Origin of the sequence: Asticcacaulis excentricus CB 48 (assembly GCF_000175215.2) — a bacterium.
GTDB lineage: Bacteria > Pseudomonadota > Alphaproteobacteria > Caulobacterales > Caulobacteraceae > Asticcacaulis > Asticcacaulis excentricus.
This window is the reverse complement of the sequence record NC_014817.1, coordinates 603499-619684: the sequence shown is the minus strand read 5'-3', so window position 1 is coordinate 619684 and position 16186 is coordinate 603499. Positions and strand designations below refer to the sequence as shown.

Annotated in this window: 17 protein-coding genes and 2 tRNA genes; 16 read left to right on the top strand and 3 right to left on the bottom strand. The window is 60.3% G+C overall.

The features are described from left to right. Window positions 1-169: 169 nt before the first annotated feature. Window positions 170-661 carry an outer membrane protein assembly factor BamE gene (locus tag ASTEX_RS14580; RefSeq protein WP_013480394.1) on the bottom strand — a complete coding sequence of 164 codons (492 nt, stop codon included), beginning with the start codon at window positions 659-661 and terminating at the stop codon, window positions 170-172. Between the two features lie 115 nt (window positions 662-776). Here ASTEX_RS14580 and ASTEX_RS14575 point away from each other — a divergent pair, with 115 nt between their 5' ends. The 8 genes from ASTEX_RS14575 to ASTEX_RS14540 all read left to right on the top strand — a co-directional run bounded on the left by ASTEX_RS14575 (window position 777) and on the right by ASTEX_RS14540 (window position 5676). Next, window positions 777-1364 carry a ubiquinol-cytochrome C chaperone family protein gene (locus ASTEX_RS14575; protein WP_013480393.1) on the top strand — a complete coding sequence of 196 codons (588 nt, stop codon included), beginning with the start codon at window positions 777-779 and terminating at the stop codon, window positions 1362-1364. A gap of 3 nt (window positions 1365-1367) precedes the next feature. Continuing rightward, window positions 1368-1904, top strand: coding sequence for a YceD family protein (locus ASTEX_RS14570; RefSeq protein WP_013480392.1), 537 nt, complete (start codon window positions 1368-1370; stop codon window positions 1902-1904). A 197-nt stretch (window positions 1905-2101) separates the two neighbouring features. Continuing rightward, on the top strand, window positions 2102-3190 hold the full coding sequence (gene plsX, locus ASTEX_RS14565) for a phosphate acyltransferase PlsX (protein WP_280959874.1): 1089 nt from the start codon (window positions 2102-2104) through the stop codon (window positions 3188-3190). 2 nt (window positions 3191-3192) lie between these two features. Then, complete coding sequence (locus ASTEX_RS14560) at window positions 3193-4173, top strand: beta-ketoacyl-ACP synthase III (RefSeq protein ID WP_013480390.1); 981 nt, start codon at window positions 3193-3195, stop codon at window positions 4171-4173. Between the two features lie 122 nt (window positions 4174-4295). Continuing rightward, a complete protein-coding gene (locus ASTEX_RS14555; RefSeq protein ID WP_013480389.1) occupies window positions 4296-4598 on the top strand; it encodes an integration host factor subunit alpha in 303 nt (100 codons plus the stop codon). A gap of 22 nt (window positions 4599-4620) precedes the next feature. Beyond that, a complete protein-coding gene (locus ASTEX_RS21140; RefSeq protein WP_013480388.1) occupies window positions 4621-5145 on the top strand; it encodes a MerR family transcriptional regulator in 525 nt (174 codons plus the stop codon). Window positions 5146-5253: 108 nt separating this feature from the next. Beyond that, window positions 5254-5330, top strand: a tRNA-Pro gene (locus tag ASTEX_RS14545). 269 nt (window positions 5331-5599) lie between these two features. Then, window positions 5600-5676, top strand: a tRNA-Pro gene (locus tag ASTEX_RS14540). A gap of 45 nt (window positions 5677-5721) precedes the next feature. Here ASTEX_RS14540 and ASTEX_RS14535 read toward each other — a convergent pair. Beyond that, the gene (locus ASTEX_RS14535) at window positions 5722-6264 is read right to left on the bottom strand and encodes a glycine zipper domain-containing protein (protein WP_013480387.1); all 543 of its coding nucleotides are present in this window, start codon (window positions 6262-6264) and stop codon (window positions 5722-5724) included. A 293-nt stretch (window positions 6265-6557) separates the two neighbouring features. Here ASTEX_RS14535 and rpmF point away from each other — a divergent pair, with 293 nt between their 5' ends. From rpmF to lpdA, 8 genes are all read left to right on the top strand, one after another. Continuing rightward, window positions 6558-6740, top strand: coding sequence for a 50S ribosomal protein L32 (gene rpmF, locus ASTEX_RS14530; RefSeq protein WP_013480386.1), 183 nt, complete (start codon window positions 6558-6560; stop codon window positions 6738-6740). A gap of 72 nt (window positions 6741-6812) precedes the next feature. Then, window positions 6813-7442, top strand: a complete 630-nt coding sequence (locus tag ASTEX_RS14525) for an HAD hydrolase-like protein (RefSeq protein ID WP_013480385.1) — start codon at window positions 6813-6815, stop codon at window positions 7440-7442. A gap of 85 nt (window positions 7443-7527) precedes the next feature. Then, entirely contained in the window at window positions 7528-8805 is a 1278-nt protein-coding gene (gene eno / locus ASTEX_RS14520; protein ID WP_013480384.1) for a phosphopyruvate hydratase, read from the top strand. Window positions 8806-8999: 194 nt separating this feature from the next. Further along, entirely contained in the window at window positions 9000-9314 is a 315-nt protein-coding gene (locus ASTEX_RS14515; protein ID WP_013480383.1) for an FtsB family cell division protein, read from the top strand. A gap of 263 nt (window positions 9315-9577) precedes the next feature. Then, window positions 9578-10594 (top strand): pyruvate dehydrogenase (acetyl-transferring) E1 component subunit alpha, encoded by a 1017-nt coding sequence (gene pdhA, locus ASTEX_RS14510; protein WP_013480382.1) that lies wholly within the window; start codon window positions 9578-9580, stop codon window positions 10592-10594. A 6-nt stretch (window positions 10595-10600) separates the two neighbouring features. Next, on the top strand, window positions 10601-11944 hold the full coding sequence (locus tag ASTEX_RS14505) for a pyruvate dehydrogenase complex E1 component subunit beta (protein ID WP_013480381.1): 1344 nt from the start codon (window positions 10601-10603) through the stop codon (window positions 11942-11944). Window positions 11945-11956: 12 nt separating this feature from the next. After that, the gene (locus tag ASTEX_RS14500) at window positions 11957-13228 is read left to right on the top strand and encodes a pyruvate dehydrogenase complex dihydrolipoamide acetyltransferase (protein ID WP_013480380.1); all 1272 of its coding nucleotides are present in this window, start codon (window positions 11957-11959) and stop codon (window positions 13226-13228) included. A 14-nt stretch (window positions 13229-13242) separates the two neighbouring features. Continuing rightward, the gene (gene lpdA / locus ASTEX_RS14495; protein WP_013480379.1) at window positions 13243-14643 is read left to right on the top strand and encodes a dihydrolipoyl dehydrogenase; all 1401 of its coding nucleotides are present in this window, start codon (window positions 13243-13245) and stop codon (window positions 14641-14643) included. Between the two features lie 210 nt (window positions 14644-14853). Here the strand turns inward: lpdA and ASTEX_RS14490 are convergent, their stop codons facing one another. Continuing rightward, window positions 14854-16185: a PepSY-associated TM helix domain-containing protein gene (locus ASTEX_RS14490; RefSeq protein ID WP_013480377.1), complete on the bottom strand. Its 1332-nt coding sequence runs from the start codon at window positions 16183-16185 to the stop codon at window positions 14854-14856. Window position 16186 lies beyond the last annotated feature (1 nt).

Here is a 16186-nt window from a genome sequence, read left to right as displayed (position 1 = left end):
GGAGCATCTGGAAGCGGTCGCGGCTCATTTGAAACGCATAATCTGTGAAATCTTTGTAATCTGTGGTTTCCCTAAAGGGCCGACCTCACATCCCGTCTATCTGTGGAGAAACAAAAACCCCTCCGGAGACGTCTCCGGAGGGGTTTTTCATATTCGCACGAAGCGAAAACTATTCGCGGCGGCGCTGGCCGCCCGGATTGGTGTCTTCTTCGTTGGTGAGGGTCTGACGACCGACGTTGCCGAGGATCTGCTCAAGAGCCGTCAGTTCACGGCCGCGGGTCGGCGTCTTATTGGGGTTCAGCGCTATATCACGGCTGTCGGCCAGCGACAGGGTTTTCACGGTTTTGACCGCCTGCGTCTCCTTGTCGAATTCGACGATGGTGACGCTGCGCGACGTCAGGGTCGCGGGCTTGTAGGTCATTTTCGAGGTCGTTTGAGTGATATAGTACCAGACGCCGGGGTCGAAGGTGGCGACCTGAGACGGAGAGCCGAACTTAGTGCGCACGCTGGTCTGCGTATCCTCACCCACCTTGATGTCGGTGGCGGGATTGGCTTCGATGGCGAGATAGCCCTGACGCGAAACGCTGGGGGCGCAAGCGCCGAGCGTGGAAGCGGCGGCGGCAACGGCGGCGAGAGCCAGAAGGGTGGACGGCTTGATCATCAGGTTCCGTTCGGGTTTGACCTTGGGTGCCAGACTGTTTAGTGCAATCTTGGGGCCGAATGAAGGCCATAAATATTCCGGCTTGGCAAGAACGCAAACGGAGACGGGGACGTAAATGCTCGACAAATTCCTCAGCTCGCTCGGCGAAAGTCTGGGTCTGAAAAAGCCCAGTCCGACGCGCGTGGCCGGCGAAGCCCTCTATGCGGCGGCTGTGGCGCAGTCGCGTCAGGTCGTTTTCTATACCGATTACGGCGTAAAGGATGAGATCGGGGCGCGATTCGAGCTTCTGGTGCTGCATGTTGTTCTGCTGATCAACCGCCTGAAATCAGACGAGGAACAGTACCGCGAAACCTCTCAGGCCCTGTTCGATTCGCTGCTTCTGGCGCTGGATGACACGCTGCGCGAACAGGGGGTGGGCGATCTGACCGTGCCGAAAAAGATGAAAAAGCTCAGCCAGCAGGTCTATACGCGGCTGGTGCGCTGGAACGAAATCTGGGAAGACGATGCAGAGGGTGCGCAGGTCGATTACCTGTTACGCACCGTCTATGCCACGGATGACACCCCGGACCCGCAGGCCCCTCTGTGGGCGGCGGGTTTGAGCGCCTATATGGATGAGGTCCGCACGCAGGTGCGTGCAGACAGATTGCTGGCCGGTGAGGTACACTGGCCGGAAGTAACGCGTTTAAATACCAAGGAGAACTGAGCCATGACCGAAGCCGATGCCCCGCTGTGGACGCACACTGTGCGCTTTGACGAGGCCTTTCGCGGGCTCGATCTGACCCTGACGGCCGATGCGGCGCGCCGCACGCTGATTGCCGAAAACTTCGGCATGATCGACCTGCACGACCTGACGGCAAAGGTCACGACGAAAGGCCGCAAATTGCCGGGCAGCGATGAGGTGATCGTCGATGTCGATCTGAGCGGGGAAGTGACGCAGGAATGCGGCGTGACGCTCGAACCCTTCCGGCATCCGATCGCGGCGTGCATCGACGTCGTGGTGGTGGCGCAGGCGCGCAAGAGCAAGACAAACGAGGAAGAGACGGAACTGAGCGTCGAAGACCTCGATGTGCCCGACGTGGCGGTCAACGGTCAGATTGATGTCGGTCAGTATGTTATCGAAGCGCTTGGCGAAGCCTATGATCCCTTTGCACGTAAGCCGGGCGCCGTGTTCGCGGAGCCGGATCAGCCCAAGGAGCCGTCGCCCTTTGCTGTGCTGTCGCGCCTGAAGGGCGATGACGCCTGAGTACGCGATCTGAAAAAGCATCTTGATAAGTTCGGCGGGGGCGTTATCGTCCGCCGCCTCGGGGACTCGTCTTATTTCCACCTTCCGGCCTTGCGCCGGAGGGTCTATAAGGGCGACCCTGGCACCCCTGTGAGGTCTTAGAGCGTCCCTTGTCTTCCCCTGATCCTATTTCGCCGTCCGAAACGCCTGTGGGAAGCATAGGCGTCGCCCCTGAGGGCACAGTTGTCATCGCAATCGATGCCATGGGCGGCGATCATGGCCCTCGTGTGACTGTGCCGGGTACGGCAGAAGCGCTGAAGCGCGACGGTTCGGGCCGGTTGCGTTTTCTGCTGCACGGTGATGAGGCGTTGATTGCGCCGGAACTGGCCAAATGTCCGGAATTGAAGGCCGTCGCCACCATTGTCCACACGGATCAGTCGGTAGCCATGGACGAAAAGCCGGCTCAGGCCCTGCGACGCCGGACAACCAGCCTGTTTATGGCCATTTCCTCGGTCAAAAGCGGCGCGGCCCATGCGGTCGTCTCGGCAGGGAACACCGGCGCGCTGATGGCGCTGTCGAAGATGATCCTCAAGATGATCACCGAAGACCTTGAGCGTCCGCCGATTGCCTGTTCGTGGCCGAATGCCAAGGGTGGTATGGGGACGGTGCTCGATGTCGGGGCCAATGTGACCTCCGATGCCAATCAGCTGATCGAATTTGCCGTCATGGGCACGGCCTTCCACCGCGCCGTGCGCGGCAAGGACAAGCCCACGGTCGGACTGCTTAATGTTGGCTCTGAGGACGTCAAGGGTCATGAAGAGGTGCGTGAGGCGCACCGTATCCTGCGCGAAGGCGTGGACGGCATCAATTATTACGGGTTTGTTGAAGGCGACGATATCGGCAAGGGCACGGTGGACGTGGTCGTCACCGATGGTTTTACGGGCAATATCGCTCTGAAAACTGCCGAAGGCACCGCCAAGTTCGTCAAGAACCTGTTCAAGGACGCGCTGACCTCGTCGTTGCTGTCCAAGCTGGGGGCGCTTCTCGCCGCCCCGGCGCTGCGGGCTATGGCCAAAACGGTCGATCCGGGTGCGGCCAATGGCGGTCCGCTTCTGGGGCTCAACGGCATTGTCGTCAAAAGCCACGGCGGGGCCGAGGCTTGGGCCTATTCCAATGCCGTGAGCGTCGCCATTTCGTTGGCCGCCAGTGCCTATGCGACGGACATCCGCAAGGCGCTGGCCTACGTTCGCAAGGCGCACGTTGCATCCCCTGAAACGCCGCAGATGGCGGATGAAAAGGTATCCTGAGCATGAGCGTAACACGTACGGCGGTAACCGGCGTCGGCGGTTATCTGCCTGAAACGGTCCTCTCTAACGAGGACTTCACCCGCATGGTGGATACCACGGACGAATGGATCGTGGCGCGCACTGGCATCCGCAAGCGTCATAAGGCGGGCGATGACCAGTTGACCAGCGATCTGGCCGTCGAGGCGGCGAAGATCGCGCTTGAAGCCGCGGGGCGCACGATTGAGGATATCGACCTCATTATCGTGGCCACCACCACGCCGGACATGACCTTTCCGTCCACCGCTTCGATCGTTCAGGCCAAGCTGGGCGTGCCGCGCGGCGCGGCCTTCGACGTGCAGGCGGTCTGTTCGGGCTTCGTCTATGCTCTTAGCGTGGCTGATGGGTTTGTCGCGCGCGGCCTGTCGAAATGCGCGCTGGTCATCGGGGCCGAGGTGATGAGCCGCATCCTCGACTACACGGACCGTTCGACCTGCATCCTGTTTGGCGACGGGGCCGGGGCCGTGGTGCTTGAAGCCGCCCAAGGCCAGGGCACGGCTGAGGATACAGGCATCCTCAGCTTTGATCTGCAATGCGATGGTTCCAAGACCGACCTGCTTTATGTGGATGGCGGGGTCTTCGATTCAGGCCGACACGTCGGCAAGATTCGCATGCAGGGCAATCAGGTGTTCAAACACGCCGTGCAGAAAATCTCCGAAGCCGCCGAATCGGCTATGCACAAGGCGGGGCTGGATCATCAGGCGGTGGACTGGTTTATCCCGCATCAGGCCAATCAGCGCATCCTTGACGGTGTGGCTGACCGGTTGGGGCTTGATCGTGAGAAGGTCATCTCGACTGTGGCCGAACACGCCAACACCTCAGCCGCCTCGATTCCTTTGGCCTGGTATGCCGGGATACAGGACGGACGGGTCAAAAAGGGCGATCTGGTGCTGATCGAAGCGCTGGGCGGCGGCCTGACCTGGGCGGCGGCGGCGATCCGCCTGTAAGGCAAACCGTATATTGAGACGAAAATCTCATTTATTTGATGACAAGCCGCGTCCAACCCTTTGACGTGAACGGGAAAATGCGTATGGTTCTCTCTGATGGATCATTCCGGAGGGGATTTAATATGAAAGCCACGACCCTGACCCGCGCCGAACTGTTCGAAGCGGTGCATAATGAGCTGGGCCTGCCGCGTCAGGAATGTGCGGCTCTTGTTGAACGCACCCTCGATCTGGTCATTGACTCGCTGGAAAAGGGCGAGACGGTCAAGCTGTCAGGCTTTGGCGTGTTTCAGGTCCGAGAAAAGAACGCCCGCGTGGGCCGTAACCCCAAGACCGGCAAGCCAGCGGCCATTGATCCGCGCAAGGTCATCTCCTTCCGGGCCTCGCAGATCATGAAGGCCCGCGTCGATGCCGGCATCGGCGAATAAGTCGTAAAAAAGGCCAGTACACGTGTCCAAGGGGCCTCTCGCCTTTCGTACCATTTCCGAGACCGCTGACGCTGTGGGCGTGCCCCAGCATGTGCTGCGGTTCTGGGAAACCAAGTTCACCTTTATCCGTCCGACCAAGCGCGCCGGGGGGCGTCGCTTCTACCGTCCGCAGGATATTGACCTGCTGATGGGGGTGAAGGTGCTGCTGCACGACCGCGGCTATACGATTCGCGGCGTTCAGAAGCTGTACAAGGACGAGGGACAAAAGGCGCTGCTGTCGGCCGGGCAGGGGGGCAGTACGGCCTTCATCCCGGCGGCGGATGTTTACGTGGAACCGGATGACGCGCCGATGGAGGTCGTATCCGCGCCGCCCTTACCGCGCAAAGTCATGGCAGACAGTGCCGAACCGGCGTTTGATTTTGACGAGATGTCGGCCCTGCCGGTCGTTCGCGGCCTGAGCGAAGAGACGCGCACACGCCTTCTGGCCATCGCTCAAAGCCTCGAAAACGCTCAGAAAACCATGCTAATCAGCCTGAAGGGCCTCTAATCGGCCGCATGTGAGCGGTGGAAAACGTCTGTGGCCTATTGCAGGCCGCTTTATTCCTCTCTATAAGCCGCGTTCTCCTTACCAGAGGGGGCCTCTGCGAAGAGGTGTCGGAGCGTGGCGCAGCCTGGTAGCGCACTTGACTGGGGGTCAAGGGGTCGCAGGTTCGAATCCTGTCGCTCCGACCATTTAAACACATAAGGGTCGCCCCTCCGGGGCGGCCCTTATGTGTTTAAGGTCTCTGCTCCAGGATTCGAACCGCGAAGGGTCACAGCTTGCGTGATTCTCAAAGCCCCACTCTCCGCTGCTATCCTCCGGTTTCTCCCCAACATACTGCATTTTTTTGACGGCAAAGGCTTGCGTGAGTTCCGGCGTTTCCGTATAGAGCGGCCTCCAGACGCATACGACCGGTTTCGGGCGTATGCGTATCCCTTATTTAAAGGGATGCCTTCTTTGTCGGGGAGTGGCGCAGCCTGGTAGCGCACCTGCTTCGGGAGCAGGGGGTCGCAGGTTCGAATCCTGTCTCCCCGACCATCAAAACAAAAGAGACGGTCCCTTATGGGACCGTCTCTTTTGTCTTTACCATCGCTCACGGCGATGATGATAATATTCCCGTTCGCGCCGCTCATGGCGGTCATAACGATCGTAACGGTCATAGCGGTCGCGGTAATAATAGCTGCGCGGGGCTGGATAGTAGCGCGGGCCGTAATAGCGCTCGCGATAGACATAATAGCCATCATAGCGCGGGCGCGATTCGTAATAGACGACGCCATAACCCGGCGGCGGGGGCGGCGGGTCATAGTAACCACTGCGTTCATAGGAATAGTAGCGGCCATCGTGGCAATCGACGGAGGCATTGCCTAAGGCTCCGCCCACTACGGCACCTAAGGCGGCACCGGCCACGGTATTACCGCCCCGGTCATAGCGATGCGAGGAACCGTTGCCGATGGCCGCTCCGGCCAGAGCGCCGATCACCGCGCCCGTCGCCGTGGAGTTGGATTTACGCTGATAGCAATAGCCGTCATAGCCTTGTGCCGAAGCCAGGGTAGGGGCGGCCAAAGCGAACAGGCCGACCCCGATCAGGGCCAGCGGCAGATGCCGTTGAAAAAACGAGGGTTTCATAATGCCACCTGAATATCTGTGCATGGGATAACGCTACTGAGCGCCCGGCAAGCTGAATGGCATCTGAATGGATTGCGGCGGAAATGTGCTCCATATATACACCCGACCGGCGCATTCCGGTGAGCAACCGGGGAGGTGGCAATATTTATTACATCTGACCCCTTGATCCTTTTGCGCTCTTGAGGCATAAGGCGCGCCTTCCGACCGGAAGAACAACCGGTCTACACATCATTCTACGCTTGAAAGGCTTGGGTAAAAGCTTATCGAGCCTCACTTGAAAAAGAGAGTCGGACATGGCCGTACCTAAGCGGAAAGTATCCCCCTCGCGGCGCAACATGCGTCGCTCGCACCACGCGCTCGGCGCCAACTCGTTTGTGGAAGACAAGGACACCGGCGAACTGCGCCGTCCGCACCACATCGACCTGAAGACCGGCATCTACAAGGGCCGTCAGGTGATTACGCCGAAAAAGGACTAACCGCCTTTATCGACCGAAGATATAAAGACGCGGCGCCTCAGGTGCCGCGTTTTTGATTCCGGAAGGCCTTTCATGCCCCCCTATCCCTATCGTCTGGTGATCTTCGATTTCGACGGCACGCTGGCCGATTCGTTTCCGTGGTTCCTGGAGGTGTTCGACCATCTGGCTGAACGCTTCGGTTTTGAAAACCCGGACCGTTCGCACCTTGACGAACTGCGTCGTCTGGGGCCGCGTGAGTTGCTGAAGCGCCTGAAGGTGCCGCTGCTCAAACTGCCGGCCATTGCCACCTACGCCCAGAGGCTACAGAACCAGCAGATTGAGAAAATCGTGCTGTTTGACGGGATTGCTGAGGTGATACGCAATTTGAAGGCGCGCGGTGTGACCGTGGTGGTGGTGACCTCAAACGACGCTGACAATGTACGCACCGTGCTGGGGGCTGAGCTGAGCGCCCTGATCGATCAGTATTCGTGTGGTTCATCGCTTTTTGGCAAGGCGGCCAAGTTCAAGGGCGTGCTCAAGGCCTTCAAGGCCCGTCCGGAGGCAACCCTGTCTATCGGCGATGAGTTGCGCGACATCGAAGCGGCGCGCAAGGTGGGCATTGCTGTGGGGGCGGTGACCTGGGGCTATGCCCATGAAGACAGCCTGCTGAGCGAAAAGCCGGATCACGTCTTCGAGAAGCCCGCCGATATACTCAATATATGAGACGCATCCCCCGTGGCGGGCTTGTCAGGCTTGGGCGCGCTTGCTAAGCAACCCTCGTTTTTCAAACCCCTCAGGGAAGATTGCCATGTCCGCCATTATTGATATCGTTGCTCGTGAAATCCTCGACTCGCGCGGCAATCCGACCGTTGAGGTCGATGTCACCCTCGAAGACGGCGCTTTCGGTCGCGCCGCTGTGCCGTCGGGTGCCTCCACCGGCGCGCACGAAGCCGTCGAAAAGCGCGACGGCGACAAGAGCCGCTATCTGGGCAAGGGCGTGCGTCAGGCGGTCGATGCCGTCAATGGCGAAATCTATGAAGCCCTGAGCGGCCTCGACGCCCGCGATCAGCGCCACATCGACCAGATCCTGATCAATCTCGACGGCACCGAGAACAAGGCCCGTCTGGGGGCCAATGCCATTCTGGGCGTGTCTCTGGCCGTGGCCAAGGCGGCGGCGGCTTCGGTTAACCTGCCGCTCTATAAGTATGTGGGTGGCCTGTCGGCCCGCGTCCTGCCCGTGCCGCTGATGAACATCATCAATGGCGGCGCACACGCCGACAACCCCATCGACATTCAGGAATTCATGATCGTTCCGGCCGGCGCCGAAACCTTCTCCGAAGCCCTGCGTATGGGCGCGGAAATCTTCCACAGCCTCAAGTCGGCGCTCAAAAAGGCCGGTCACAACACCAATGTCGGTGACGAAGGTGGCTTCGCGCCGAACTTGTCCTCGGCCGAGGTGGCGCTGCAATTCATCGTCGATGCCGGTACCGCCGCAGGCTACAAGGCCGGTGAAGACTACTGGCTGGCGCTCGACGTGGCCTCCACCGAGTTCTTCAAGGACGAAAAATACCATCTGGAAGGCGAGGGCAAGGTCCTGAGCCGCGAAGAAATGGTCGATTATCTCGCCAACCTTGCCGACAAGTTCCCGATCTGCTCGATCGAAGACGGCATGTCCGAAGACGATTTCGAAGGCTGGGCGCTCCTGACCGAGCGTCTGGGCGACCGTTTGCAACTGGTCGGCGACGACCTGTTCGTCACCAACCCAAGCCGTCTGGAAACGGGCATTGTCGAAGGCCTCGCCAACTCGATCCTCGTCAAGGTGAACCAGATCGGCACCCTGTCGGAAACCATGGACGCCGTCGATATGGCGCACCGTTCGGGCTATACCTCGGTGATGTCGCACCGTTCGGGTGAAACCGAAGACTCGACCATTGCCGACCTGGCGGTGGCGCTGAACTGTGGTCAGATCAAGACGGGCTCGCTGGCGCGTTCGGACCGGCTGGCCAAGTACAACCAGTTGCTGCGTATCGAATCGATCCTCGACGACGAAGCCGTCTTTGCCGGCCTGTCCGTCATCCGCAGCTAAAGCCCGAACCGGCCTCTCACCGGCTGGGACATTTTTTACAAATATGCCAAAAAGAGCGGCGCAGGTGTCCTGCGCCGCTCGCGTTTTATGATAAATTCTTTCAGTTGAAGTGACATGTTCGGTAACAGTTTGTTAAACCGACACGGACAAAAATCCCTCCTGTCAATGTGGTCCGTCCAGAAGGGGCGAAAGTCGTGATTCAGAAACTGAGGCCCTATTTGCCTACCGCGATCATCGCTATATTTCTGACCTACTGCGGCGTACAGTATTTGACTGGCGATAAAGGCTTCTTCTCGCAGGAAACCCGTCAGGTTGAGCTGGCCGAAAAGCAAAAACTTCTGTCTGATCTTGCCGCTGAGCGGCAGGATCTTGAGGCCCGCGCCCGTTATTTGAGAACTGATAATCTTTCCAAAGAATTGCTTGAAGAACGCGCCCGCGTTCTGCTGGGCCTCAATGCCCCTAACGAATACGTGATCCGTGATCACATCGCCCCTGCGCGCAATTCCTGAATCCGCAGGGGGACTTTACGTCAGCTTGGGGTTTGCCTAAGAGAAGTCCTGACGTGAATTCAGGCGGTTTTTGACGAGCCCTGAAATTCCGGTCGCTTTGCCGCCGGATATTTCCCACGGGATCACCAGAACTGACTGCATCCCCTCTATGGGCGGCCGGCCCTCTTGTGCCGGTGCGCGCTCGAACGTCTTTTTGACCGGCTGCGAACGTCTCTGCCTGCGGGTAAGGCGCGAGTGGCACGATTAACCCCAGGGAGGTTTCCATGGCGCGCGCCGCCAAGGCCACTGACACCGGAACGACGGGTTCCGCCAAACGCAATGTCTCCAAAGACGAACTCCTGAAATATTACCGTGAGATGGTTCTCATCCGCCGCTTCGAAGAGCGTGCGGGTCAGCTCTACGGCATGGGTCTGATCGGGGGCTTTTGCCACCTGTATATCGGTCAGGAAGCCGTTGCTGTGGGCATGGAGGCCGCCTCTATCGACGGCGATCAGGTCATCACCGGTTACCGCGACCACGGCCACATGCTGGCCGCCGGCATGGACCCCAAGGCCGTTATGGCCGAGCTGACCGGCCGCATCGGTGGCTCGTCAAAGGGTAAGGGCGGTTCGATGCACATGTTCGACATCGAAACCGGCTTCTTCGGCGGCCACGGCATCGTGGGCGCTCAGGTGTCGCTGGGGACCGGTCTGGCCTTTGCCGACTGGTACCGCAACAATGGCAATGTCTCCTTCACCTATTTCGGTGACGGCGCGGCCAACCAGGGTCAGGTCTATGAAAGCTTCAACATGGCGAAGCTGTGGAACCTGCCGGTCGTTTATGTGATCGAAAACAACGAATACGCCATGGGCACGGCTCTGGCTCGCGCCTCGGCGACGACCAACCTGTCGCAGCGTGGTGCGTCGTTCGGCATCCCCGGTGAAACCGTGGATGGCATGGACGTGTTTGCGGTGAAGGAAGCCGCTGAACGCGCCGCCGAATATGCCCGTTCGGGCAAGGGGCCGTACATTCTGGAAATGAAGACGTATCGCTATCGCGGTCACTCCATGTCCGACCCGGCCAAGTACCGTTCCAAGGAAGAGGTCGATGAGGTCAAGACGACCCGCGATCCGATCGACCACATCAAGACGATGTTGGAGCAGGCGGGTGTCGAAGAGGCCGAAATCAAGGCCATCGACAATGAAATCAAGGCGATTGTCATGGAGGCCGTTGAGTTCGCTCAGACCAGCCCCGAACCCGATCCGTCCGAACTGTACACCGACGTTTATCTTGAGGCCTGATCCCAGATGACCGAAATTCTTATGCCCGCTCTCTCTCCGACCATGGAAGAGGGCACCCTTTCAAAGTGGCACATCAAGGCCGGTGACGAGGTTTCCGCCGGTCAGGTGATCGCCGAAATCGAAACCGACAAGGCGACGATGGAAGTTGAAGCCGTCGATGAAGGCGTGGTCGAGGCCATCCTGATCGAAGCCGGTACCGAAGGCGTCAAGGTGAACACGCCTATCGCGCGTCTGGCCGGTGGCGAAAGCGCACCCGCGCCCAAGGCCGAAGCGGCCCCTGCGGCCACGGTTGAAACCGCAGCCCCGGTTGCGGCGGCGGCCCCTGTGTCGAAGCCTGCGGCTGATCCGGAATTCCCGGAAGGCACGCCGATGGTCAAGATCACCGTGCGCGATGCGCTGCGTGACGCTATGGCCGAAGAAATGCGCCGCGACGACCGCGTGTTCCTGATGGGTGAGGAAGTCGCTCAGTATCAGGGCGCCTATAAGGTCTCGCGCGGCCTGCTCGAAGAGTTCGGCGACCGCCGTGTTATCGACACGCCGATCACCGAAATGGGCTTTGCCGGTATCGGTTCGGGCGCGGCCATGGCCGGTCTTAAGCCGATCATCGAATTCATGACCTTCAACTTCGCCATGCAGGCCATTGACCACATCCTGAACTCGTCGGCCAAGACGCTGTACATGTCGGGTGGTCAGATCAAGTCGTCGATCGTCTTCCGTGGCCCGAACGGTGCCGCAGCCCGCGTCGCCGCCCAACACTCGCAGGACTATTCGGCGTGGTACGCCAACGTTCCGGGTCTGAAGGTCCTTGCGCCTTACGACGCCGCTGATGCCAAGGGCCTTCTTAAGGCCGCCATCCGCGATCCGAACCCCATCGTCTTCCTCGAACACGAGATGATGTACGGCAACGAGTTCGAAATCCCGGATGTTGAGGATTTCGTGTTGCCGATCGGCAAGGCCAAGATCCAGAAAGAGGGCAAGGACGTCACCATCGTCGCCCATTCGCGCATGGTTGGGTTTGCGCTCAAGGCGGCTGAGAAGCTGGCCGAAGAGGGCATCGATGCCGAAGTCGTTAACCTGCGCACCCTGCGTCCGCTGGATACCGACACGGTCGTCGCTTCGGTGAAGAAGACCAATCGTCTGGTCACCGTCGAAGAAGGCTGGGGTCCGTGCGGTATCGGGGCCGAAGTGGCTGCCCGCGTCACCTCCGAAGCCTTCGACGATCTGGATGCGCCGCCCGCCCGCGTGCACCAGGAAGACGTTCCGATGCCTTACGCCGCCAACCTCGAAGCCCTGACCGTCCCCAGCGTTGAGAAGATCATCGCGGCGGTCAAGCAAGTCTCGTACAAGTAAGAGGGGCCACACATGACCGATATTCTGATGCCGGCGCTCTCGCCCACCATGGAAGAGGGCATTCTGGCCAAGTGGCACGTCAAGGTCGGGGACACCGTCTCCGCCGGTGACGTCATCGCCGAAATCGAAACCGACAAGGCGACGATGGAAGTCGAAGCCGTCGATGAAGGCGTGGTAGAGGCCATCCTCATCGAAGCCGGGACCGAAGGCGTGAAGGTGAACACCCCTATCGCCCGTTTGGCGGGTGAGGGTGGTTCTGCCGCCCCCGCACCCAAGGCTGAGGCCCCGAAAGCCGCCGAAGCCCCGAAGCCCGCGGCGGCTCCGGCCCCCGTGGTCGCAGCGCCTGTCGCGGCTCCGGCCGTTTCGGGTGGGGCGCGCGTGGCGGCTTCGCCGCTGGCGCGTCGTCTGGCCGAGATCAACAAGCTCGACCTCAAGCTGCTGAAGGGCACCGGCCCGCACGGCCGTATCATCAAGCGCGATATCGAAGCCGCTCTGGCTTCGGGCACCGGCAAGGCCGGTTCCGCCCCGGCGGCGACCACCGCTGCGGCTGAGCCGCGCAAGGTTCAAAGCCTAGAGCAAATGGGCATTGCACCGGGTTCTTACGACCTCGTGCCGCTCAACAATATGCGCAAGGTCATCGCCCGTCGCCTGACCGAATCCTTCCGCGACATCCCGCACTTCCCGCTGACCGTCGATATCGAACTCGACAACCTGCTGGCGGCGCGCACCAAGATCAATACGGCGCTGGAATCGCAGGGCATCAAGGTCTCGGTGAACGATATCGTCATCAAGGCGGTGGCGCTGGCGCTCAAGCAGGTGCCGGAAGCCAATGCCTCCTTCACCCCCGAAGGCATTGCGATGCACCACAATGCGGATATCGCCATGGCTGTGGCCATCGACGGCGGCCTGATCACCCCGATCATCCGTAAGGCCGAAACCAAGTCTCTGGCCCAGATCGCCAAGGAAACCAAGGATCTGGCGGCGCGCGCCCGCGATATGAAGCTGAAGCCCGAAGAGTTCCAGGGCGGCACCTTCTCGGTGTCAAACCTCGGCATGTTCGGTATCAAGCAGTTCGCTTCGATCATCAACGAACCGCAGGGCTGCATCCTGTCGGTCGGTGCTGGTGAGCAGCGCCCGGTCGTCAAGAACGGCCAACTGGCGGTCGCTACCGTCATGACCGTCACCCTGACATGTGATCACCGCGTGGTCGATGGCTCGGTCGGTGCCAAGTACATTACCGCATTGAAGGGCCTTCTCGAAGACCCGATTAAAATGTTGGCTTAAGGAGTTGATTCAACATGTCTTATGATCTGGTTGTTATCGGCTCCGGTCCGGGCGGTTACGAAGGGGCGATCCGTGCCTCTCAGAACGGCCTGAAGGTCGCCATCGTCGAGCGTGAACTGCTGGGCGGCATCTGCCTCAACTGGGGCTGTATCCCGACCAAGGCCCTGCTCAAGTCGGCCGAGGTGTTCGACAAGATCAATCACCTCGGTGATTACGGTCTGACCGGTGAAAAGCCGGGTTTCGACTTCGAAAAGGTCATCGCCCGCTCGCGCGCCGTCGCCAAGCAGCTTAATGGCGGCGTCGGCTATCTGATGAAGAAGAACAAGATCGACGTGATCGAAGGTTTCGCCACGCTGGAGCCCGGCAAGGACGCGCCTAAGGTGCGTGTCAAGCTGAACAAGGGCGGGGAACAGGTTGTCGAAGCCAAGAACGTCATGCTGGCTGTCGGGGCGCGTGCCCGCGAAATCCCGGCCATCGGCGCGGTTTCAGACGGCGAGCGTATCTGGACCTATCGCAACGCCCTGACGCCTAAGGCTATGCCGAAGTCGCTGGTGGTGATCGGTTCGGGGGCTATCGGCATCGAGTTCGCCTCCTTCTATCGCTCGCTGGGCGCCGATGTCACCGTGGTCGAGGCCATGGATCGCATCCTGCCGGTCGAGGACAAAGAAGTCTCGGCTGAGGCCCAGAAAGCCTTTGAAAAGCGTGGCTTCAAGTTCCGTCTGGGGGCCAAGGTCACCAAGGTTGAAAAGACGGGTGCGGGCGTAAAGGTGTCGGTCGAAGTCGGCGGTAAGGCCGAAACGCTGGAGGCCGAAGGCTGCATCGTGGCCGTCGGCATCGTCGCCAATACCGAAAACCTTGGGCTGGAAAAGCTGGGCGTCGAGATGGACCGCGGGCACATCAAGAACGACAGCCACGGCAAGACCAATGTGAAGGGCCTCTACGCCATCGGCGACTGCGCCGGGCCGCCCTGGCTGGCGCACAAGGCGTCTCACGAAGCCGTTCACGCCGCCGACTATATGGCCGGCAAGAAGCTGTCCAACCTTAATCCGCCGATTCCGGGCTGCACCTACGCCACGCCGGAAGTCGCCTCGGTCGGGATCACCGAGCAGGGCGCGAAGGAAAAGGGTCTGGATGTCAAGATCGGCCGCTTCCCCTTCAAGGCTAACGGTAAGGCGATTGCTGCCGGTGAGCCGGGCGGTTTCGTCAAGGTCATCTTCGACAAGAAGACCGGCGCGCTTTTGGGGGCCCACCTGATCGGGGCCAATGTCACGGAAATGGTGCAGGGCTTCTGTCTGGCCATCACCATGGAAGCGACGGAAGAAGACCTGCAAGGGACCGTCTTCCCGCACCCGACCATGTCGGAAGCGATTTTGGAGGCCTCTCTGGACGCCGACGGTCGTATGATCAATTTATAAGACATAACCACGGATGTGGCACGGATGCCGCCTGCGGCGGCGACACAGTTATCCGTGTTCATCCGTGGTTTTCTTATACAAAAGCCGCTGCGCAAAACGCAGCGGCTTTTGTTTTGGGAAGAGAGCGCGAAAAACACTTTCAATTCAAAATTGGAATATAAATTGCAATTTGCAATTTATTTTTCTATCTGAATTCACTCGAAAATTCAATTACATCAGGCCCAGCCAATCGCGAACGGGAACGATGCGCCTCAGCACCAATCGCTCGATCAGGGCCACGACGATCAGGCAAAGCCCCATCATCGGCAGGAGCAGGGCGAGGCCCAGTATCAGCAGGCCCAGACCCGTGCCCAGCCGTTCGTCCGGCAGCCGCGCGGGTGCGCCCAGTGTCACCTTGTCCGGTCGCCGTCGCCACCACATCATCACCGCCGAAACGCACAGCGCCAAAAGCCCTGCCGCCGTCAGCACACCCAGCGCCTGATTGAGCGCGCCGAACAACTGCCCCTCGTGCAGGGCAATGCCCACGCTAAACACACGGTCGATCAGCGGCTTGTCACCAAAGGTCTTGATCTGCGCCACATCGCCCATGTGGTCGAAGGTGACGGTCACGCCCTTGGGTCGGTTCTGGGTCTGGGAGACACCTTGCCACGGCTTGCCCTTGGCCGGTGCCATCAGCACGACCGGCGGCGGCAGGTCGGCTGCGCGTAACTCAGCGGCCATATGGTCCAGAAGCGTCAGATCGACCGCGCCCCCGCTTTGCGCCCCCCCATGGCCGTGGCCTTCGTGCTCGCTGGCCTTGTCCGCCGCGCGGTTGGTGGACCAGTCGGGTTTGGACGACTGAGCGATCACCGCCTGACGCACAACCTTGAACCCGGCCCCCCAGACGGTCGTCCATGGCAGGCCGGTCAGCAGCAGACAGAGCGCGAAAAACGATACCCAGATACCCGTCACCGCGTGCAGGTCGCGCCAGAACAGCTTACCCTCAAGGCGTGGCCACAGGACTCCGGCCAGCCCCTTTGTGCCCCGCGGCCACCACAGATGGAGGCCGGTGAGGATCATCACTATGGCCCAGCACGCCGCCGTTTCAACCAGCAGGGTGCCGAACAGCCCGGCAAACAGCTCGCCATGGATGGTTTTGACGATGTTCATAAACCGCGCCTCTTCGGGCACGGATTTCAGTATGGTCAGGGTTTCCGGGTGCACATAGACGCGCAGCCGTTCGCCGTTTTCGCTCAGCGTAACGCGCGCCGCGTCGGTGACGTCCGGTCGAACCTCGACCGACTGAAACTGCGCATGCGGAAAGGCCGCTTGCGCCCCTTCAACCTGCACAGACAGGGGCTGAACCCGCCCCGCCCGGCCCACCTGATCATAGCGGCGGTCGATGGCCGCCTCGATCTGGGGCTTGAACAGATAGATGGGCCCTGTCAGGGACAGGATCACGATGAAGGGGATGCACACCAGCCCCGCATAGAAGTGCCAACGCCAGATCATCCGGTAGTCGATAATCTGGCGGCGAACCGTGTCGTTCGCCGCCTTGCTCATG